This is a genomic window from Idiomarina aquatica, from assembly GCF_004362895.1.
Classification (GTDB): Bacteria; Pseudomonadota; Gammaproteobacteria; order Enterobacterales; family Alteromonadaceae; genus Idiomarina.
On the sequence record NZ_SNXI01000005.1, the window covers coordinates 80,503 to 101,497 of the forward strand.

Below are 20,995 nucleotides of genomic sequence, written 5' to 3' on the forward strand. Positions count from 1 at the left end.
CAGATTACATCGCTTTTTTATGTTGTTTTATGCGTTTGCGGCAGCGCCACAGGAGGTAATTAACCAAGAACCAAAAATTTTTAAAGGTCTTGTTAGTGGTTTGCTTGTGGTGATAACGGTAATAAATTTGCTGCGCAATAACCGCAAGCCGGAACATACCGAACACCTCGTAAAAAACAAAGTCGTCGACATCGACGCCGGTTTTTTCGCAGTAATAATCGATGATTTGTTGACGCGTTAACATGCCCGGATAGTCACTGGGTTGACGTTTAGTTGCCCGCGCAATTTTATCATCGTCAGCCTGGATCCAATACGCCAGAGCATTGCCGAGATCCATTAACGGATTACCCAGAGTTGCCAGCTCCCAGTCCAGAATGCTAATAATATCGGTCGGATCGTCGGGGTTTAAGATTAAGTTATCCAGCCGAAAATCATTATGCGTTAAGCAAATCGTTTCGCTATTGGGTTTGTTGTCCTTTAGCCAACGCATGACCGGTCCCGCACCAACTACATTCCAGGTTTTCGCCTTTTCGTAACGACCACACCAACCACTGACCTGACGGTCTGTATAGCCTTCGCCTTTGGCTATTTTGCGCAAACCGGTACTGTCGAGGTCAACGTGATGCAGTTCAATTAACTTATCCAGTGCATAAGTATTAAGCTGCTTTGCCTGTTGCGGACTGAGTTCCAGTTCGCGGGGGAAGCGTCGTCTGGGGATAATACCAGTGACGTGTTCCATCACGTAAAATTCCGCGCCAATCACCGACTCATCGGTGCAATGAGCCAACATGCGTGGCACATAAGGAAAAGCCGGCCGCAGTTTCTTCTGCAGCCGATATTCGCGTCCCATGTCATGCGCAGATTTCGCTTTGGTACCGGCCGGCGGACGTCGCAATACCAATGTTAAACCGTGGTAATCCAACCGATAAGTCCAGTTAGAGGCGCCGCCGGTGTATTGGGTTACCTTTAACTCGCCCCGCTCGTGCGGCAGTTCATCTGCAATGTGCTCAGCCAACCAAGCGTCTAATGCGGCAACCGGCAACGCTTCCTCGTCACGCACTTGGCTTGCCTTGTCTAACACAGAGTCCAAAACAGCATCAGTCATGGCGCCGTCCCTGCCATTGTTTGAGTTCAGTTTTTGCAATCGTTGCACGATGCACCGCATCAGGACCATCGGCGATGCGTAAGGATTTTGCTACTGCCAGCAATCCCGGCAACGGTGTGTCATGGCACATCGAGGCGCCACCAAATAACTGCATGGTTTCATCCACAACCTGTTGCAACACATTCGGCGCAACCAACTTAATCGCAGATATTTCTTTAATGGCCTTTAATGCACCGATATTATCGATTTGCCAGGCAGCATAGAGTGTCATTAATCGCGCTTGATCGATGGCAACACGCATATCAGCTAACCGTTCGGTATTACCGCCGAGTTTGAGTAGCGGCTGGCCAAAGGCAATTCGCGTCGCACCGCGCTCAATGAACAGTTCCAATGCACGCTCCGCCGCACCAATGGCGCGCATGCAATGATGAATACGCCCCGGCCCTAAGCGCCCCTGAGCAATCTTAAAGCCTGCTCCCGGGCCAACTATGATGTTTTCTTTCGGTACCCTGACATGATCAAATATTACCTCGCCATGACCGTATGGTGCGTCGTACTCTCCTAGTGCCGGTAGCATCCGTTCAATGTTGACTCCGGGCGTGTCTAAAGGCACCAGGATCATCGTGTGGCGCTGGTGTTTATCCGCGTCTTCATCAGTGAGCCCCATCACAATCGCAATTTCCGCCTGCGGGTGGCCCAAACCCGTACTCCACCATTTACGTCCGTTAATGACCCACTCATCACCATCTGCGACAATCGTGGTTTGCATATTAGTCGCGTCCGATGACGCCACATCCGGCTCCGTCATACAAAAAACTGACCGGGTCTCACCATCCAGCAACGGCTGTAACCAACGGCGCTGTTGGCTTTTATCACCAAAATGATAAAGCACTTCCATATTGCCGGTATCCGGCGCATTGCAGTTAAAAATTTCCGGCGCCAACAAGCTTCTGCCCATGCGTTCGGCCAGCGGCGCGTATTCTAGTGTGCTTAACCCGGCGCCCAGCTTGTCATCTGGCAAAAACAGATTCCATAAGCCCCGCTCACGCGCCATTTGCTTAAGCTCAGCCACGCGCGGCGGCACCTGCCACTCGCGCCAATTCGGGGTACCATTTAAGCGAAAATTTTCTTTCTGGTACTGGCTCTCGTACGGCTCGATAAATTCACGCATGAAGGTATCGAGGCGCTGTAAATAATCCGCAGTCTTAGCACTGTAAGAAAAGTCCATAATGTCCGTTCCCAACTATTCGTTAACAGCATTGTAGACTTGAAAGTGTGAGTGGTACAACCAGAGTTGGGAATAGACTTTCATCATAAATTTGTCGGAGCTGAAAGCTTATCCATGAGTATTTACCTAAATCTCTTTTACTAGGCTTTTCTTTAGCTGAAAACTGCGTTGCGAACACCCTACAGTTAACTTACTTATAATAGCTTTTAGGTAACCAGTTCTAGCCCCCGGAAAAGTCTAAAATCAAATGTCGTCATTTGGGTCTTACCCCAATCAGTGACTTTTATTCAAGTGACTCTGTGTGTAACACCTCGCCTTCAACATTCGTTACTTTTATTTGACTACTGGACGGCGAAATAAAAATACCTGAAGCTTCATTCTCCGTTGAGATGACTATGCGATCGGCGGGAACCTCATCGTCTTCACCGACTCTGTAAACCTCGACAGTACAAGGGTAGCTTTCTTCACACCAACTCATATCAACGCGCATCAACTCCCGACCCAGACGAGCCCAGTCTGGGCGGTTTAAGCTATACTCTGTTCTCGGCCAGATCACATTAACGTCGTATTTTTCAGGATTATGTGACCAAAATCTCTGTTCACTATCCATTAATAAAACGGGTGCATCAAAAGAATGATTCTCCACAAGCCATGTGTAAGTCTCCGACTCAAATTTCTTCTCGCTTTTTTCAGCAATCTCGGTCTGGTTTATCGTTAATGGATCCAGCTCTAATGATTCCTTTAAATAATATGCGAGCCAGCCATCTTCGTTAATATGATTATAACCGACGTGGATAATAACTTTAGCGTCTGGAGTATTGTCGAATATTTTCTCGCGAAGGTTCTTGGCCGCACTTTTTTCTCTTGCTTCCGTTCCCCCTTGCATTTCAGAACCATAGTCATAAGAAACCAACTGAAAACCCAACTGCTGAGCATGCAATAGCAAATTTGCAAAGACGGGTTCTACCGTGTAAAAACCAGCCTTCTCAAATACATATTCCTTAGCCATTTCATTTTCTGCATTTTCCGATAAAGCTTCTAGCGCTAAATAACGATACCCTTGTTCCCACAATCCCTCTAGTAATCGATACGTCAATACACGGTGCTGAGGAATATGATGCGCTTCATTGATCATTACAATTTGATGTTCAGCTGACTTTTTTACAATCGCATCCACTGCATTTGGGATGCTTAAGCCCTTTATCTCTTCATGCAATTTTTTAGGTGTTGAGTCGCGCTTATCAAATGCCGCCAACGCTTGCTGGTGCTGACCTATAAATGAATACGTGGTACCACGCTCTTGAAGTAGCATGTCATACACCGCTTCATTATCTGCAAACTCTACGGAAAGCTCTTTGAGCGCATTAATCTGCTGGCTCAACGTTTTTCCATTTGTGGCCTCGAAAACTCTATCGAATGCCTTGTTGACTTCTTTTATATACTCTTCGTGAGATTGTTCGTCAGCAGAGCATGTGAAGCCCGTAAGCAAAGCGGCGACAAAAAATAAAGTTCTCATGATCTATCCTCCATGAATGGCTACTTTACATATATTGAATTGAATTAAGTTAATTTAGTCTAGTCGGTTAGTCACTTTGACTACTTTCTAAAGCAGCAATTCAAGTATCTCTCAGCCACTAAACCAGTTATGATGAAAATTTAGTAACTCCGGTGCCCAAATTAGGAACAAATTCATATATTCTTAGCAATCAAATCCGCTTTCAAAAGCCCGCCTTTGGTAAACAATTTGGCTGAAAATTTAGGGTTCCTGCGTGACTTATACGCCTCCAGTATTTTCTTCAGGCCAGCGGCTTCCAGCAGTGAGATGTTCACTTCGGTATCCATTTCAGCAGACTCAACAAAGTCATTAGAAAAGCTGGGGGCAACAATGAGCACTTGTGCAACCCGCTTACCCGCGCCTTCGCAGCGTGTGACATAGGCTTTCACTTGGCGGGAGGTCGTGGAGTACTTAGCAAAGTCCCCTTTCTTTGAGGTTTTCGCTTCACCGATAATAATATCGTCTTCACTCAACGACAGAAGAATGTCAGCTTTATCTTTGGCGGTATTGATGTCGCGTCGTAAGTCTTCGTCAACTGTTAAGCCAAGCTCTTCGAATATGGCTTTGGTGACCTCTTCAAACTTAATGCCTATGTCAGCCTCGGCTATTTCAATGTTCTTCTGCTTTAAAGCGGCTAAGTCTCGTCTTGCCAGGGCTTCGTAATTTTCTACCAGCTTATCTGTCGCATCAGCAAAGCTTTCAAGAATAACCTGTCTCGGGTCGCCTCTGCGCGTTATGCCCATGTCAGACTTCAGGCTCTTAACCTGCTCGTTCGACAGCATAAATAGTATATCGTATGGGGTTATTGCAAGAGCACGAAGCTTCTCAACGTCTATATCCTGATTAGGCTCAAGTTCAAACTCTTCCTTTAACATTTTCGGCAATTGAGGAAGGTGCTGACTAAGCGTTGAAAACAGCGACTTGTACCCTGTTGCCGATAAAATATTAAATTCATGCTCTGTAGAGGAGTTCAGCGCCCCAATAATTAGGCTGCAACGCTCCTCGAGCGTAGTGCCAAGCTTGTCGAGTGCGAGCTGCAAGTCCTCAATGAGTGTCTTCAGACGCTCTTTTTTCTCAGTCACGCCGGACTGTTCGCCGTGCATGTCATCACTCAGAATTTGACTGACCGATAAACCCATTTTGTAAACGGTATCAATTTTTTCATCACGGCTGACACCGCGAATACGCTTGTCATGGCTTTTCAGAATATTGGAGAGCTCGGCATCAGAGAATGTCCGCAAAATTCGTAGAAGATGCTTGTCTGCAAGCTCTTTAGATTGGATACGGTGTAACAACGCAACTATTTCATCGGGCACATAAACGGTCTGATGCTTCTTAGATACGAAAGCAATGCCTATTTCACGTAGCTGATTCAGACAGTCAGAAACGCCCGTTTTGGGAATGGGATCGATTAAATGCTCAATGGCAACACGGTTGTCGGCTGTTACATCCAGTTTATGCGCGAGCACATTCAGTATTCCACGCTCTTCATCAGTAATTTTACCTTCGCGGTTCGAGCGTTCATCATTATGCAGTGCTTCGTACAAACAGGCGTAGTAAATGCCCAGGCGTTTCGGTTCGTCATAAACCTCTGTTTGTTCAGCTGCTTCAAACAGTGATTTCAGACTTTTCGCCTGCGCGTCAATTTGTTTCCATTCTTTTTCATACAGATGCTCGACCCACGACAACCTCGCTACGCAATTACCATCGCGACTGAGGATATTAACCAAAAGCGCTGCCTGTGCACCACTTAGCGCAAGCTGAGACTTTACTTCCCGTTGGAAAAGCGGCTGAGCCAGTCGAAATAACTGAGTAACTTCGCCACTAGGCGCGTTTTTAATTTCCCCGTCAATGTTTTTAAATTGCTTAGCGACCTGCTTATCATGTGAGCTCGCCTCCGTGCAGATGCGATCCAGAAAATTAATAAACTTAGACTTCTCAATCTGGTTAACAGTAGATAGAACGCTGGAGAGTTTCATTACATACCATTCCTTGGTTAGATAAAAATACTACTAACTAACTTACTACCGTATAACAATATTGCAACCCTGCAATCTTTACGAAAAATAGCGCTCAATACTCTCAGCAGGCTTACCAAACAAATAACCTTGAAAATGCTGGCAGCCCATCTTTTGCAGACGCTTGAATTGCTGTTCGGTTTCCACGCCCTCGGCAATGACAGTGAGATTCATACTGCGACCCAGGCTAATAATAGTCTCGGTTAGTAATGCACCTTTGCTACTGCATCTAAATCACGTACAAAAGCCCGATCTATTTTTAATTCGTCAAGCGGTAGCCTTGTCAGATAAGCTAACGAGGCATAACCAGTACCAAAGTCGTCAAGCGAAATCGATACACCCAGTTCACGCAAACTAGCCATTTGTTCAATAATAAAGTTAATGTCGTCAGCAATAAGGCTCTCTGTCAGCTCAAGACATAAGTTTCCGGGGTTAGCGCCGGTGCTTTGCAGAATATTTTTTACCCACGCGACAAAGTCCCCCCGGCGAAACTGAACAGCGCTGACATTCACTGAGATTTTAACGTTTTTACTGTAATGTTGAGCTGCCAACTTCACCAGCTTTTTACAGCTTTTTTCTAACACCCAATCGCCCAAGGCGATAATACTGTCGTTGGCTTCAGCAATCGGAATAAAGTCATTCGGTGAGAGTGATTTGAACTTAGGATGTTGCCAGCGAAGAAGCGCTTCAAAGCCAATAATACGTTGATTTTGATCGACCTGTGGCTGTAACGCTAACGTCAGCTCTTCATTTTCGACAGCATGATTAAGCGCTTGTGAGATTTCCAAACGCTTCTTAACCAATGATTCCATCTGTGAGTCGAAAAAACTAATCGCATTGGTATTAGACCTTTTCGCCATTTTAAGTGCGATATCCGCCTGGCGCAAAAGTTCGTCTCCAGATAATGTTCCGGGACACTGAAAAAGCGTGATTCCACTACAAGCTGTTAGCTGGTGCGAGCGTCCTTCCAGGATTAATGGCGCTTTTAATTTTTGAAGAATCTGAGTTGCCATTAACTCGGCTTCTGCAGCAACAGCATCCAGTGAAGATGAAGAACAAGGTAACAGAAGCGCGAACTCATCTTTACCCAAACGAGCAAGGTCATCCGGAGATGAACTGAATTTCTGCAAAGCCTCCGCGCAATTTGTCAGCACCCGATCACCAACACTGTAACCCAGGCTATCGTTAATACTGTGAAACTTGTCTATATCGACAATAAGTAACGCAGCGGCGGATTTTTCACTGCTGGTGCTGCGCATAACACTGGTTATTCGCTCAAGTAGCAAACGACGGTTTGGCAAACCTGTCAGTGAGTCATAATACGAAAGTCGCTGCACTTCCGCCTCGGCGATGTCTAATGAACGCATATCCGCATCCATACAGAACATAATAGGCTCGTCATTCGGCAGCGACACAACAGTATGGCTTGAATAGACAGGCACTGTGGAGCCGTCTTTATGCTTGAGGTTCAAACGAGCTGGCGGAATCCCTTCTTCATTGTCAAACATCCAGGCAACGGCCTGCTTGACCTCGTCACGCATATCCTGAGGGATAATTAAGTCAAAGAGGCTACGCCCAATCGCTTCGCTCGCTGAATAGCCGTATATTTTTTCTGAAGCCGCATTCCAATAGACTACAGAGCCATCCACACGATAGCCTTGAATAGACATAGCTTGCGTATCATCGAAGAGCTTATGAAACCGTGCCTCGCTAATTTGCTTGTCGCGGTCATTCGTCATAAAAATTGGCCGTTGCTTTATTTACCAATGAGAATTAGAACTTAACATAAGTATAGAAGATGATTGATAAATTTGTTAAAAATGTTCTGTCAACACGTATAAAGCGATAGGTAACACCATGCCAGAAAAATTAAAGCTCTACGAAGCCATTATGCTGCTCGCATTGTGCGAGGAAAAAGGCACCATGAATGGCATGTACGTGGAGTATGCCACCGCCGGAGCTATAGCTGCTGAGTTATTAATGTTGGGCCGGATTAAGGCTGATGAAGCAAATAAAAACAAAGTCATGGTGCTCAATGACAGCCCGACGGGCGATACGTTGTTAGATGAAGCCTTAGCGATGATCGCTGAAGCGAAGCGCCCGCGTAAACTCAAAGACTGGGTACAAAAAATCGGCGGCATTAAAAACCTGAAACATAAAGTTGCACAAGCATTAGCTGATGACGACATTGTGTCTCATGAAAAAGAGAAGGTGTTGTGGCTGTTCGAGCGCCAGGTTTACCCCGAAGTAAACCCGCAACCAGAGCAGGAATTGCGTCAGGCCATGCGTGATGCGGTACTCAGTGATAGCGAAGATATTGAGCCTCGCATCGCTATTGCCGTTGCATTAGCCAATAGCGCCAAGCTACTGCCACAGATTTTTAGTAAGCAAGAGCTGAAAGACCGCAAGCAGCGCATCAAACAACTAGAGAATGGCGAACTGGTATCTAAAGCCGCCAAAGAAGCGGTTCAAGCGATTGAAGCCGCTGTTATGGTAGCTGTTATGATGCCCGCCATCACTGCTGCAACGACGCCCTGCACTGGTTCCTGTTAGTCAATTAAAAGGAATTTGCATGACACTTCTTAAAAACCTCCGTCTCTGGCAGGCGGTATTAATCGCTGTCGCTTTCAGTTTTGCTGTCAGCTTTACGGCTTTCAACCTGCAGACACGAGTCACCGAGATCGCGCCGGATGCCCAGAGTGGCATTGTCATCATGTACTCACTTATCTTAAACACGGTGCTGTGGTTAGTTTTGTCCTTTGCCATGTTCTACTTTCTACAAGGACTCGCACAGAAGTACTGGTTTAAATCCTTTGTCAGCGGTGCATTGTCGCTTTTATTTATCGGCTACGCGGGCTATATGAGTGTGAGCGCGATGCAGCTAAGTAACGCTCTCATTGCGGCAGCCGATCCATCGACGCCATCGCAGCGCCTGGCCTCCCTCGCTGATGCCAAATTGGGCTATGGCTACGAACTAGACAACAGACTCGCAGCAAATCCATCAACGCCCGTCGACACGCTGCGGGCACTATATCAACGAGAGAATCAAATCGGCACAGACATAAAACTGGCACGCAACGCCAATACACCTAATTCGATTTTGATTGAACTATCTAAGCGTAAAGACACTAATCAGCGCAATGCCATTATCAGAGCACTCGAAGCCAACCCAAAGGTCATTAATGGTGAACTGCGTTTTGACGCTGCGATGACACTGCAGGTTAAATAGCTTCATAAAACACAGCCCGTTAATAGGAATCCGCGTCAATGCGCTTTAGAAAACCTTTAAGCACTATTTGTATTGCTTTGCTACTCAGCATGGCCTCGGGTTGTGCGCACTTTATCGAGCAAAAAATACTTTATCCTGGCGACGGCGGCATGGTTGTTGAAGGTGTTAGCGACCGCGAGCTACTCGAAATTTATCATCTGCAAGCGCGTGAGATTGCCGGCCAACGACGTTTACCCTTTTACTTCGGCGATGCCGAAGCATTAACGGCTGATTTTATGCCGCCAAAGATGGATTTCACTTTTCGCTATACCAACGCGCCAAAAGGCATCGAACCAGTACGTAAATACAAACTAGAACTTGAGTCCCCTCCAAAGGATTTTCCATCTGCCAAAGGTATTATAATTCTGCTACACAGCTACAGCACTAATGCCCAATCGGTTTTCTTTGACAGCGTGGCGCTGCAGCTTCAGGGTTATCATACCGCCAGCTTTGACCTGCTTGGGCATGGTCAAGCAGGTCAACAGCCAGTGAGCTTTGGTGCGGCAGATCTAAAGCGTTTACATCGTTTAATCACGACGCTTAAACAACAGTATCAGTTACCGGTCATTCTCTATGGAAAATCCTATGGTGCATCTATTGCCGCGCAGTATATTGCGTCGTATGGCAGTATCTCCGGGTTTATTGCTGTCGCGCCGATGACTGATTTTACGCCCGCAGCCACGCGAGTGGCCAAAAGCTCAAGTCCTTTGCTTACTAAGCTCGTTTCTGACCAGTGGCTGCAAACTACCTTCGAGAACGTGCTGACTGAACGGCAAACGAATTCACGCCAGTTATCAACGCCGCGCATTTTATTACGCCAAACGACCGATTCTTTACCCCCAACGCTCATTTTAGCCGGAGGGCTAGACAAGATTAGCGATCCCGAGCAAATTAAAGCGCTTGCCACCATTGATGCCGTCAAAGTCAAATACTTCGACAATCGTGGCCATATTGAGATGATGATTTTTGATAATCAACTAAACGACAGTATTAAACCGTGGCTGAACAACCTCTAGACAACAAAAAACCCAGCACAACGGGTTGCTGGGTTTGGTGCGTTGTCTAGAGCAGTTATATTAACGGTTAAGTTCACCCGTTGCTGACTCAATGTGAGCGCGAACAAACCACTGGAATTGCTCAAGATCACCCAGTTGGCCGGTTAACAGGTCTTCTGATACGGGATCAAGCTCGGCGAGTTTATCAATTGCCTTACGATGGTCTTCGTTAACGCCATTATAGACTTTATCGAGTGCACCTAAATGATCTACAACAAGTCCTCTGCCAATATTGTATTCATCCCAGCGACGACGGTCGACGATTGATTGCGGTGTGCCAACAGGTACGCCGCCCATGGTTGCGATACGCTCGGCTATGGTATCGGTCATTTCACGCACAGCATCAACCTGTGGATCGAGCATTTCGTGCACACCGATAAAGTTCGGGCCGACAACATTCCAGTGCACATGCTTAAGGGTTAATTGTAAATCGAGAAGTGCAACCAAGCGGTCATCGAGTAGCGCGATAGTATCTTTTGCCGACTGGCTATCAACACCCGGAGCCGTAAATTCGGCAACTTTCGTTGATGCATTACTCGAGCTCATTATTCCTCCTACTCAGTATGTATGTACTATTACCTACGCACAAATTTACTGAGTAGATCGGTAACTCAGCCAAAGCAATTAACGATAGAACACAAAAAAGCCGACGTTCGTGCAAGCGTTTGGCTTGTTTGAACGTCGGCTTTTGTACTTGCGCCAGAGGCGCAAGCTACGGGCTATTACCAGCCTGTTTTCTCTGCTACAGCTTTGCCGATGTCGGCCAGGCTGCGTACAGTTTTAACGCCTGCAGCTTCTAGTGCAGCGAATTTCTCGTCAGCAGTACCTTTACCACCGGCAATGATGGCACCAGCGTGGCCCATACGTTTGCCCGGAGGCGCAGTAACACCAGCAATGTAAGAAACAACTGGCTTAGATACATTGTTTTTAATGTACTCTGCCGCTTCCTCTTCTGCTGTACCGCCGATTTCACCGATCATTACGATAGCTTCGGTTTCTGGATCTTTTTCGAACAGTTCCAGAATATCGATGAAGTTAGAACCCGGGATAGGGTCGCCACCGATACCAACACAGCTAGACTGACCAAAACCTGCGTCAGTAGTCTGCTTAACCGCTTCGTACGTCAATGTACCTGAACGCGATACGATACCCACTTTACCTTTCTTGTGGATGTGGCCAGGCATGATACCGATTTTGCACTCGTCCGGCGTGATAACACCTGGGCAGTTTGGACCGATCATGCGCACGCCTTTGTGCGTCAGGTATTCTTTAACATAAAGCATGTCCAGCGTCGGGATACCTTCGGTAATACAAACAATCAGTTCGATACCAGCGTCTGCTGCTTCGATGATTGAGTCTTTACAGAAAGGCGCTGGTACGTAGATAACTGATGCTGTCGCGCCAGTTGCTTCTACTGCTTCACGTACAGTATTGAATACAGGCAGGCCTAAGTGTTCTTGACCACCTTTACCAGGGGTTACACCGCCAACCATTTGCGTACCGTAAGCAATTGCCTGCTCAGAGTGGAAAGTACCCTGACCACCAGTAAAGCCCTGGCAGATTACTTTGGTGTTTTTATCGATCAAAATGCTCATTATTGACCTCCTGCCGCAGCAACCACTTTATCGGCAGCATCAGACAAGCTCTCTGCAGCGATAATGTTCAGGCCACTTTCTTTCAGTTTATCTCTACCCAGTTCAGCATTGTTACCTTCAAGGCGAACAACTACTGGTACTTTAACGCCGACTTCCTCAACCGCGCCAATGATACCTTCTGCGATCATGTCACAACGAACGATACCACCGAAGATGTTAACCAATACGGCATTAACAGAGCTGTCAGACAGGATGATTTTGAACGCTTCAGAAACACGCTCTTTAGTCGCGCCGCCACCAACGTCAAGGAAGTTAGCAGGTTCGCCACCGCTCAGTTTAACGATGTCCATAGTACCCATCGCCAAGCCTGCGCCGTTAACCATACAACCGATGTTGCCGTCTAACGCTACGTAGTTAAGTTCCCATTTCGCCGCTTGCGCTTCACGCTCGTCTTCTTGTGACGGATCGTGCATTTCACGCAGCTTCGGCTGACGATACAACGCGTTACTGTCGATACCAACTTTAGCATCCAGACAGTGCATGTTGCCTTCGTCAGTGATGACCAACGGGTTAATCTCTAACAGTGCCAGGTCGTATTTTTCGAACATTTCAGCAAGACCCAGGAAGATCTTGGTGAACTGCTTAACCTGATCCGGGTTTAGACCCAGTTTAAAACCTAACTCACGACCTTGGTATGGCTGCGCGCCAACGGTAGGGTCGATTTCAGCTTTTAAGATTTTTTCTGGTGTTTCTTCTGCTACTTTCTCGATTTCAACACCACCTTCGGTTGATGCCATGAACACGATTTTACGTGAACCACGGTCAACAACTGCACCCAGGTACAGTTCGTCAGCGATGTCAGTGCAGCTTTCAACTAAAATCTTAGCAACCGGCTGACCTTTTTCGTCGGTCTGGAAAGTTACTAAGTTTTTACCTAACCACTGCTCGGCGAATGCGCGCACGTCATCCAGGCTTTTAACCAGTTTTACGCCGCCCGCTTTACCACGGCCGCCTGCGTGTACCTGACACTTAACAACCCAAGTGTCACCGCCAATACGTTTTGCCGCGTCGACTGCTTCATCAGCAGTGTCACAGGCAAAACCTTCAGATACTGGCAAACCAAACTCTTTAAAGAGTTGCTTACCCTGATACTCATGCAAATTCATGATGCTCTTCCGATTCGTTGAAACAACAAAAGCAGCTTACCTGCTGCCTACCCGAATACCGCGCCGAATTTTAACAGAAAACGGCACAAAAAATAACAGCCGCAAGTCAAAATGACGTTGCGGCTGTGGCTCAGCGTCTTTAGATATCCAGGATCAGACGTTGAGGATCTTCTAATAGCTCTTTAACAGTGACCAGGAAGCCAACCGATTCTTTACCATCGATAATGCGGTGGTCATAAGACAGAGCCAAATACATCATTGGTAAGATCTCAATCTTACCGTCGACAACCATGGGGCGCTCCTGGATTTTATGCATACCCAGAATCGCACTTTGCGGTGGATTAAGAATAGGTGTTGATAACAGTGAACCAAACACGCCACCGTTAGTAACGGTGAAGTTGCCACCTTGCATCTCATCCAACGTTAGCTTGCCGTCACGTCCTTTAATTGCCAGTTCACGGATACCTTTTTCCATGTCCGCGATCGACATCTTGTCGGTATCACGCAGAACCGGTGTTACCAAACCACGTGGCGTTGATACCGCAATGCTGACATCAAAATAGTTGTGGTAAACGATATCATCACCGTCGATTGACGCGTTCACATCAGGGAAACGCTTAAGTGCTTCAGTCACAGCTTTGATATAAAAGCCCATGAAGCCAAGGCGCGTACCGTGTGTTTCTTCAAACACGTCTTTGTACTTTTTGCGTAAGTCCATGATCGGTTTCATGTTGATTTCGTTGAACGTGGTCAACATGGCCGTGTCGTTCTTCGCTTGTAACAAACGCTCTGCGATACGCTTACGCAAACGTGTCATTGGTACACGTTTCTGGTCACGATCGCCTGCCGCTGCTGGTTGCGCAGATTGTTGCTTGCTGCTGTCTGACGACTTAGACGCTGACTTAGATGCACCGTCTTTAACGTGCTTTTCAACGTCTTCCTTGGTGACACGTCCGCCTTTGCCGGTGCCTTTAACATCACTTGGCTTGAGGCCGTGCTCGCCTAATAAACGACGCACCGCAGGGCCAGCGACTTCGCTGTCACCGCCGTCATCTTTACTTTCAGCAGAAGACTCTGACTTGCTGTCGCCTGATTTGCTTGCACTGCCGCCTGAAGAGGCGCCGGCTTCCACAACACCGATAACGTCATCAGCGCCTACCGTTGCACCTTCGTCGTGTTCAATCTTAACCAAAACGCCGTCTGCTGGTGCTACAACTTCAAGCACTACTTTGTCGGTTTCAATATCGACTAGGTTCTGGTCACGCTTAACTTCGTCGCCTTCTTTAACATGCCAGGCAGAAATAGTTGCGTCAGATACTGATTCTGGTAATTGCGGAACGGTAACGTTCATTTTCTCGCCTAAGCCTTTCTTATCGGCAGAGCCAGAGTCTTTACTCTCGCCTTTGTTCTCGTCTTGCTTATCAGCTTTTTTATCGCTGTCGTCTGACTTCTCTTCTTTGCCAGAGTCACCGCTCGCTGCACCGTCACCTTCTTCAATTTTACCGATGACTTCTTCAGCAGTAACAGTGGTGCCTTCTTCGGCAGTAATCTCACCCAGCACGCCGTCCGCTTCTGCGACGACTTCCAGCACTACCTTGTCGGTTTCGATGTCAACCAGATTCTGGTCACGCGACACTTTATCGCCAGGTTTTACGTGCCATGTTGCGATGGTGGCATCGGCAACAGATTCGGGTAATTGAGGAACTTTAATATCAATCGCCATGGTTCATCTTCACCTATTTAGTGGTTAGCGCTTCGTCAACGAGTTTTTGTTGCTGTTTGTTGTGTTCAGTTAAATAACCCACTGCCGGAGCCGCAGAGGCATCCCGACCCGCGTAGGTAAGCTGAGCACCGGAAGGAATTGCAGCCCAGAAATGGTGTTGGCTGTTATACCAAGCGCCCTGGTTCTGAGGTTCTTCCTGACACCAGACAAAATCTTTGACGTGCTGATAGTCTTTCATGATCTCGGCCACTTCTTCGGCCGGGAACGGATATAATTGCTCGATACGGATAATGGCAACATCGTCTTGCTCACGCTTACGACGTTCCTGCAGTAAGTCGTAGTAGACTTTACCGGCACACATTACCACGCGTTTGACCTTCTTCGGATCCATTTCATCGATTTCCGCAATCGCGTTCTGGAAGCCGGTATTAGCCAGATCATCCATCTCTGAAACGGCTAATGGATGGCGTAATAACGATTTTGGCGTCATTACAATTAACGGACGACGAACCGGCCGTAACTGTTGACGACGAATCATGTGGAATACCTGTGCCGGCGTAGTCGGCACACAGACAGACCAGTTATGGTCGGCTGATAACTGCAGGAAGCGTTCTAAACGCGCCGAGGAGTGCTCTGGCCCCTGCCCTTCATAGCCGTGCGGCAGCAACAATGTCAGACCACAGAAACGTCCCCATTTTTGCTCGCCCGAGCTTAAGAACTGATCGATGACAACCTGAGCACCATTAGCGAAGTCACCAAATTGTGCTTCCCACATAATCAATGATTTAGGCTCGGCTGTCGCATAACCGTATTCAAACGCCAAGACTGCCGCTTCGGACAACACTGAGTCATAAATTTCGATCTGACCTTGCTCGTCCTTTATATCGTTCAATGGCATGTACACGCTGCCATCGTCTTGATTATGCAATACCGCGTGACGATGGAAGAAGGTACCACGGCCAGAGTCCTGCCCGGTCAAACGAATGTGAATATCGTCGTTAACCAGGGTTGCGTAGGCGAGACTCTCAGCGAAACCCCAATCCATGGATTTGTCGCCTTTGGCCATTTTTTGACGTTCCTGATAGACCTTAGCCACTCGTGAGTTTAGCTTATGTTCTTCCGGGTACGATGAAATCTTCTCACCTAATTGTTTTAACGTTTTCGCACTGACCTTATAGTCGTACTCAACATCCCAGTCGTTACCAATATATGGTGTCCAGTCAACTGAATGCTGACGCATTGGACGATGCTCATCAACTACCACTTCGCCTTTATCCAGCGCATCGCGGTAATCCTGAATCCATTGCTTGGCATCGTCTTCGCTAACGGTATTTTTACCGGCTAGCTTTTGTGCGTAAAGCTCGCGAGCCACCGGGTGCTTTTTAACTTTGGCATACATCAGTGGCTGTGTTGCACTCGGCTCGTCGGCTTCGTTATGACCGTGACGGCGATAACAAACTAAATCGATAACAACGTCACGTTTAAAGGTATTACGATAATCCAGCGCCAGTTGCGTTACGAAAACCACGGCTTCCGGGTCATCCGCATTAACGTGGAAAATCGGCGCCTGCACCATTTTTGCAATATCTGTGCAGTATTGGGTTGAGCGCGCGTCTTCGCGTTTCGATGTGGTAAAACCAACCTGGTTATTAACAACAATGCGAATTGAACCGCCAACTTGGTAGGCGCGAGTTTGCGACATGTTGAAGGTTTCTTGCACTACGCCCTGGCCCGCAATCGCCGAGTCGCCATGAATGGTAATCGGCAGTACCTTTTTACCTTCCGGATCTTTGAGGCGATCCATGCGCGCACGCACTGAGCCCATCACTACCGGATTAACGATTTCAAGGTGCGACGGGTTAAAGGCTAGCGCCAGGTGAACATCGCCACCCGGTGTTTCAAAATCTGATGAAAAGCCCATGTGATACTTAACATCACCTGAGCCTTTGTTGTTGCTGTGTTTACCAGCAAATTCGTCAAACAAGTCTTGTGGCTTTTTACCCAAGACATTGACTAATACGTTGAGGCGTCCACGGTGAGCCATACCGACGACCACTTCTTTCGCACCCTGCTCACCTGAGCGAGTAATCAGTGCTTTAAGTAGCGGCACCAGGCTATCGCCACCCTCTAACGAGAACCGCTTAGCACCCGGGAACTTCGAGCCCAGATACTTTTCAAGACCATCTGCGGAAATCAGTTCACGTAAGATCTTGACTTGTTCTTCTTGACTAAATTTAGGTTGTCCGAGCACGCCTTCTAAGCGCTGCTGGATCCAACGTTTTTCTTCAGTCGAGACGATATGCATATATTCCGCACCGATCGAGCCACAGTAAATCGACTCCAGTGCGCTATGAATATCTTTTAACTTCATGGTTTCGCTGCCGGCGGCAAGCGAACCCACATTAAACTCTCGCTCCAGATCGTCTTTGGTCAGACCATGAAAATCGAGCGATAAATCAGGAACATTCTCCTGCTTCCACAATCCAAGCGGGTCTAAATTTGCGTGTTGATGACCGCGAAAACGGTACGCGTTGATCAGCTGCAGGACTTTAACTTGCTTTTGGTCGGCGGGAGCACTTCCAGTGCCAGCTTGCTTAAGCTTGTTCTTAGCGAGTGTTTTAAACTCGTCACGAACATCGCTTAGCTTTACATCAACTGCACTATCAGTTTTAGGCAGCGAATCGAAGATATTACGCCACTCATCACTCACTGCAGTTGGATCATCGAGGTACGCCTCGAACAATTGTTCGATATAGGCGACGTTTCCTCCGGCTAGATGCGAAGATTCTAGCCACTCACGCATTACACCCTCTTGCATTGCGTTTCCTTTCCACTAAATTCTGCTCAAACTATGAAAGAATAGCCACCCTAATCCAGAATGGCTATTCACAACATCACCCGTTTGTCCTGTTACACCGCCCGGCTTAGCAACATCGACTTGATGTGGCCAATGGCTTTGGTCGGGTTTAAGCCTTTAGGACAGACGTTGACACAGTTCATGATACCGTGACAACGGAATACACTGAAGGCATCATCCAGCTCGTCCAAGCGTTCCTCTGTCGCCGTATCGCGACTATCGATTAAGAATCGATACGCATGCAACAAGCCAGCAGGACCAACGAACTTATCCGGGTTCCACCAGAATGATGGGCATGAAGTTGAGCAACATGCACACAAAATACATTCGTATAGGCCATCAAGCTTAGCACGGTCTTCAGGTGACTGCAGACGCTCGCGCGCTGGTGGTGTTTTATCGTCATTGATCAGATACGGTTTAATCTTTTCGTACTGCTGATAAAACTGACTCATATCCACGATTAAGTCGCGAATAACCGGCAGGCCCGGCAATGGACGAATAACGATTTTATCTGACTTTAACGACGACAAGTGAGTAATACATGCCAAGCCGTTTTTGCCGTTGATATTCATGCCATCAGAACCACAAACACCTTCACGACACGAACGACGGAATGCCAGTGTTGGGTCCTTCTCTTTTAACTTAATCAGCGCTTCCAGCACCATTAAATCCTGATTATCTTCAACTTCCAGTTGATACTCTTTCATGTGTGGCTTGTCGTCCACATCAGGATTATAACGATAAATTGAGAACGTATAGGTTTTCATAAACCCCCCTTAATAAGTACGAGCTTTCGGAGGGAAAGCTTCACGCAGCTTAGGTGCCATATTGACTTCACGCGTAACCATGTCTTCTTTCTCTGGACGGAAAATGGTGTGAACCAACCAGTTTTCGTCATCACGGTCAGGATAGTCAGCACGGCTGTGCGCGCCACGGCTTTCGGTACGGAACGATGCCGAAACTGCCGTAGAGTAAGCTGTTTCCATCAAGTTATCTAATTCAAGACATTCAACACGCTGAGTGTTGAACTCCTGCGAGCGGTCATCAAGACGTGCACTTCGCAGACGTTCGCGAATTTCGCGAAGCTCTTTTAGACCTTCCTGCATTGCGTCGCCTTCGCGGAATACCGAGAAGTTCATCTGCATGCACTGCTGCAAGTCTTTCTTGATTTGCGCCGGATCTTCGCCTTTGTCGGTGCTTTCCCAACGGTTATAACGAGCCATTGCCTGGTCCACATCATCACTTGATGCTTCACGAGCCTCGACGTTAGCTGCCAGATGTTCGCCCAGGTGCATACCCGTAGCGCGTCCGAATACAACCAAGTCAAGTAGCGAGTTACCGCCAAGACGGTTAGCCCCATGCACTGATACACAGGCAATTTCGCCACAAGCAAACAAGCCCGGTACATGCGCAGTTTGACCATTATCATCAACGCTCAGTACCTGACCGTTAACGTCGGTAGGAATACCGCCCATCATGTAATGACAGGTTGGAATGACCGGAATCGGTTCTTTAACGGGATCGACGTGTGCGAAGGTACGTGATAAATCACAAACACCCGGCAAACGACTTTCCAGGGTTTCTTTACCCAGGTGATCCAGTTTCAGTTTGATGTGTGTGCCCCAAGGACCTTCACAGCCACGACCTTCGCGGATTTCGGTCATCATCGCACGTGAAACCACGTCACGTGATGCCAAATCTTTAGCGTTAGGTGCGTAGCGCTCCATAAAGCGCTCACCGTCTTTATTTAACAGGTAGCCACCTTCACCACGGCAACCTTCGGTTACCAGAGAGCCAGCACCGGCGATACCCGTTGGGTGGAACTGCCACATTTCCATGTCTTGTACCGGTACACCCGCACGCAATGCCATACCAACACCGTCACCGGTATTGATGTGTGCGTTTGTGGTTGAGGCATAAATACGCCCTGCACCACCGGTTGCCAACACAACAGCCTTAGCTTTTACAAAGTAAACCTCACCGGTTTCGATATTCATGGTCGTTACACCACAAACGGCACCGTCTTGGTTCTTTACGATATCCAGTGCATACCACTCAGAAAATACCGTGGTCTTATTTTTTACGTTCTGCTGATATAGCAGGTGCAACAGTGCGTGACCAGTACGGTCAGCTGCTGCCGCAGTACGTGCCGCTTGCTCGCCGCCGAATTCTTTCGACTGACCACCAAACGGGCGTTGGTAAATTTTACCGTTTTCGAAGCGCGAGAAAGGCAATCCCATGTTTTCCATTTCTAAAATGGCTTCAGGACCCGCCTTACACATGTACTCGATTGCATCCTGGTCACCGATGTAATCTGAACCTTTAACGGTATCAAACATGTGCCATTGCCAATCGTCCTCGTGAGCATTACCTAAAGCAACAGTAATACCACCTTGCGCAGAAACTGTATGTGAGCGCGTTGGAAACACTTTCGACATCAACGCACAGCTCATTCCCTCTTGGGAAATTTGCAGCGCCGCTCGCATGCCAGCACCGCCGGCACCGATAACCACTGCATCAAATTCTAGAGTTTTAACGTTCACTTAAACACCCCACAGTACAAACAAGCCAGTGAGCCAAACGACGATTAAACCGACGCTGAACACGAATTGAATGAAAGCACGTACGCCTGACGCCTTTACATAGTCCGTCAGTACCTGCCAAATTCCAATCCAACCATGGATCAGCACTGCCGTCAGGGTTAATAATGTGAACACTTTCATCCACACATTAGAGAACAATCCGCTCCAGTTTGCGTAGGTGACATCCGCAGTTGATACGAAGAAACCTGCCATAAACAGAGAGAATAAAAAGATGATAACGGATGAAGCGCGCAATAAGATGTAGTCATGCGAGCCGCTACGTCCGAATGTTCCAGCTGCGTTTACCATAACCATACTCCTACCAAAACTGCCCAGACAATCGACAGTACGATAGCGATGTTAGCACTGCTGCGGCCCGATTCGAGCTCTTCCCAGTAGCCTAAGTCCATCACCCAGTGACGAATGCCAAGAATTATATGGAATCCTAACGCTGTCAAAATACCCCAGCCAATGAACTTAGCGATAAAGCCAGTCATTAAGCTTTCGATTTGCATGAAGCCTTCCGGACCACTCAACGATGTCGCGAATGCCCAGGTAAGAAACGCCAGTGCAATCAACATAACAACACCAGAAACACGGTGTAAGATGGATGCTTTGGCAGCGGCAGGAAGTTTGATGGTTGATAAATCTAAATTTACAGGTCTTTCTTTTTTCACGATAGATTGCCTTTTAATAAAGCAGTAAAGAAATGTAAAAGAATGCCCGGCGCATCGATAGAGTCCAAATGCTACCTCGACGGCAGTGAGTATATCTAGCCTGCCAAGCAATTACAATGACAAAACTAGTAACGTAAATAGACAATTTTTGGATTATTAAAGTAAA

The 20,995-nt window shown here is 47.4% G+C and carries 18 protein-coding genes; 3 read left to right on the forward strand and 15 right to left on the reverse strand.

Annotated elements, in window-relative coordinates:
- Positions 1 to 4 precede the first annotated feature (4 nt).
- The 6 genes from DEU29_RS05615 to DEU29_RS05640 form a co-directional block, all read right to left on the reverse strand.
- Positions 5 to 1,105: a phosphotransferase family protein gene (locus DEU29_RS05615; RefSeq protein ID WP_133539275.1), complete on the reverse strand. Its 1,101-nt coding sequence runs from the start codon at positions 1,103 to 1,105 to the stop codon at positions 5 to 7.
- A complete protein-coding gene (locus DEU29_RS05620; RefSeq protein WP_133539276.1) occupies positions 1,098 to 2,333 on the reverse strand; it encodes an acyl-CoA dehydrogenase family protein in 1,236 nt (411 codons plus the stop codon). The genes DEU29_RS05615 and DEU29_RS05620 overlap by 8 nt, the downstream gene beginning before the upstream one ends.
- A 283-nt stretch (positions 2,334 to 2,616) precedes the next feature.
- Entirely contained in the window at positions 2,617 to 3,849 is a 1,233-nt protein-coding gene (locus tag DEU29_RS05625) for a hypothetical protein (RefSeq protein WP_133539277.1), read from the reverse strand.
- Positions 3,850 to 4,022: 173 nt separating this feature from the next.
- Positions 4,023 to 5,867 carry a hypothetical protein gene (locus tag DEU29_RS05630; RefSeq protein ID WP_133539278.1) on the reverse strand — a complete coding sequence of 615 codons (1,845 nt, stop codon included), beginning with the start codon at positions 5,865 to 5,867 and terminating at the stop codon, positions 4,023 to 4,025.
- 78 nt (positions 5,868 to 5,945) lie between these two features.
- Entirely contained in the window at positions 5,946 to 6,080 is a 135-nt protein-coding gene (locus DEU29_RS14175; RefSeq protein WP_133539279.1) for an EAL domain-containing protein, read from the reverse strand.
- 29 nt (positions 6,081 to 6,109) lie between these two features.
- Positions 6,110 to 7,645, reverse strand: a complete 1,536-nt coding sequence (locus DEU29_RS05640; protein ID WP_133539280.1) for a putative bifunctional diguanylate cyclase/phosphodiesterase — start codon at positions 7,643 to 7,645, stop codon at positions 6,110 to 6,112.
- 118 nt (positions 7,646 to 7,763) lie between these two features.
- Here DEU29_RS05640 and DEU29_RS05645 point away from each other — a divergent pair, with 118 nt between their 5' ends.
- Genes DEU29_RS05645 through DEU29_RS05655 form a run of 3 tightly spaced genes read left to right on the forward strand, consistent with a single transcriptional unit; the run spans position 7,764 to position 10,190 of the window.
- On the forward strand, positions 7,764 to 8,459 hold the full coding sequence (locus tag DEU29_RS05645) for a GOLPH3/VPS74 family protein (RefSeq protein ID WP_133539281.1): 696 nt from the start codon (positions 7,764 to 7,766) through the stop codon (positions 8,457 to 8,459).
- A 19-nt stretch (positions 8,460 to 8,478) separates the two neighbouring features.
- Positions 8,479 to 9,135 (forward strand): hypothetical protein, encoded by a 657-nt coding sequence (locus DEU29_RS05650; protein WP_133539282.1) that lies wholly within the window; start codon positions 8,479 to 8,481, stop codon positions 9,133 to 9,135.
- A 38-nt stretch (positions 9,136 to 9,173) separates the two neighbouring features.
- Positions 9,174 to 10,190, forward strand: coding sequence for an alpha/beta hydrolase (locus DEU29_RS05655; protein ID WP_133539283.1), 1,017 nt, complete (start codon positions 9,174 to 9,176; stop codon positions 10,188 to 10,190).
- A gap of 60 nt (positions 10,191 to 10,250) precedes the next feature.
- On the opposite strand, the gene dps is transcribed toward DEU29_RS05655, so the two are convergent.
- The 9 genes from dps to sdhC all read right to left on the reverse strand — a co-directional run bounded on the left by dps (position 10,251) and on the right by sdhC (position 20,829).
- Positions 10,251 to 10,775, reverse strand: coding sequence for a DNA starvation/stationary phase protection protein Dps (gene dps / locus DEU29_RS05660; protein WP_133539284.1), 525 nt, complete (start codon positions 10,773 to 10,775; stop codon positions 10,251 to 10,253).
- Positions 10,776 to 10,951: 176 nt separating this feature from the next.
- Positions 10,952 to 11,824, reverse strand: a complete 873-nt coding sequence (gene sucD, locus DEU29_RS05665; protein ID WP_011234743.1) for a succinate--CoA ligase subunit alpha — start codon at positions 11,822 to 11,824, stop codon at positions 10,952 to 10,954.
- Positions 11,824 to 12,990, reverse strand: a complete 1,167-nt coding sequence (sucC, locus tag DEU29_RS05670) for an ADP-forming succinate--CoA ligase subunit beta (RefSeq protein ID WP_133539285.1) — start codon at positions 12,988 to 12,990, stop codon at positions 11,824 to 11,826. The genes sucD and sucC overlap by 1 nt, the downstream gene beginning before the upstream one ends.
- A 139-nt stretch (positions 12,991 to 13,129) precedes the next feature.
- Positions 13,130 to 14,713: a 2-oxoglutarate dehydrogenase complex dihydrolipoyllysine-residue succinyltransferase gene (gene odhB, locus DEU29_RS05675; protein ID WP_133539286.1), complete on the reverse strand. Its 1,584-nt coding sequence runs from the start codon at positions 14,711 to 14,713 to the stop codon at positions 13,130 to 13,132.
- 13 nt (positions 14,714 to 14,726) lie between these two features.
- Positions 14,727 to 17,531 carry a 2-oxoglutarate dehydrogenase E1 component gene (sucA, locus tag DEU29_RS05680; RefSeq protein WP_133539287.1) on the reverse strand — a complete coding sequence of 935 codons (2,805 nt, stop codon included), beginning with the start codon at positions 17,529 to 17,531 and terminating at the stop codon, positions 14,727 to 14,729.
- Positions 17,532 to 17,623: 92 nt separating this feature from the next.
- Positions 17,624 to 18,337: a succinate dehydrogenase iron-sulfur subunit gene (locus tag DEU29_RS05685; protein ID WP_133539288.1), complete on the reverse strand. Its 714-nt coding sequence runs from the start codon at positions 18,335 to 18,337 to the stop codon at positions 17,624 to 17,626.
- A gap of 9 nt (positions 18,338 to 18,346) precedes the next feature.
- The gene (gene sdhA, locus DEU29_RS05690) at positions 18,347 to 20,113 is read right to left on the reverse strand and encodes a succinate dehydrogenase flavoprotein subunit (protein ID WP_133539289.1); all 1,767 of its coding nucleotides are present in this window, start codon (positions 20,111 to 20,113) and stop codon (positions 18,347 to 18,349) included.
- Positions 20,114 to 20,461, reverse strand: coding sequence for a succinate dehydrogenase, hydrophobic membrane anchor protein (gene sdhD, locus DEU29_RS05695; protein WP_133539290.1), 348 nt, complete (start codon positions 20,459 to 20,461; stop codon positions 20,114 to 20,116).
- Entirely contained in the window at positions 20,455 to 20,829 is a 375-nt protein-coding gene (sdhC, locus tag DEU29_RS05700; RefSeq protein WP_133539291.1) for a succinate dehydrogenase, cytochrome b556 subunit, read from the reverse strand. The genes sdhD and sdhC overlap by 7 nt, the downstream gene beginning before the upstream one ends.
- Between the last annotated feature and the right edge of the window lie 166 nt (positions 20,830 to 20,995).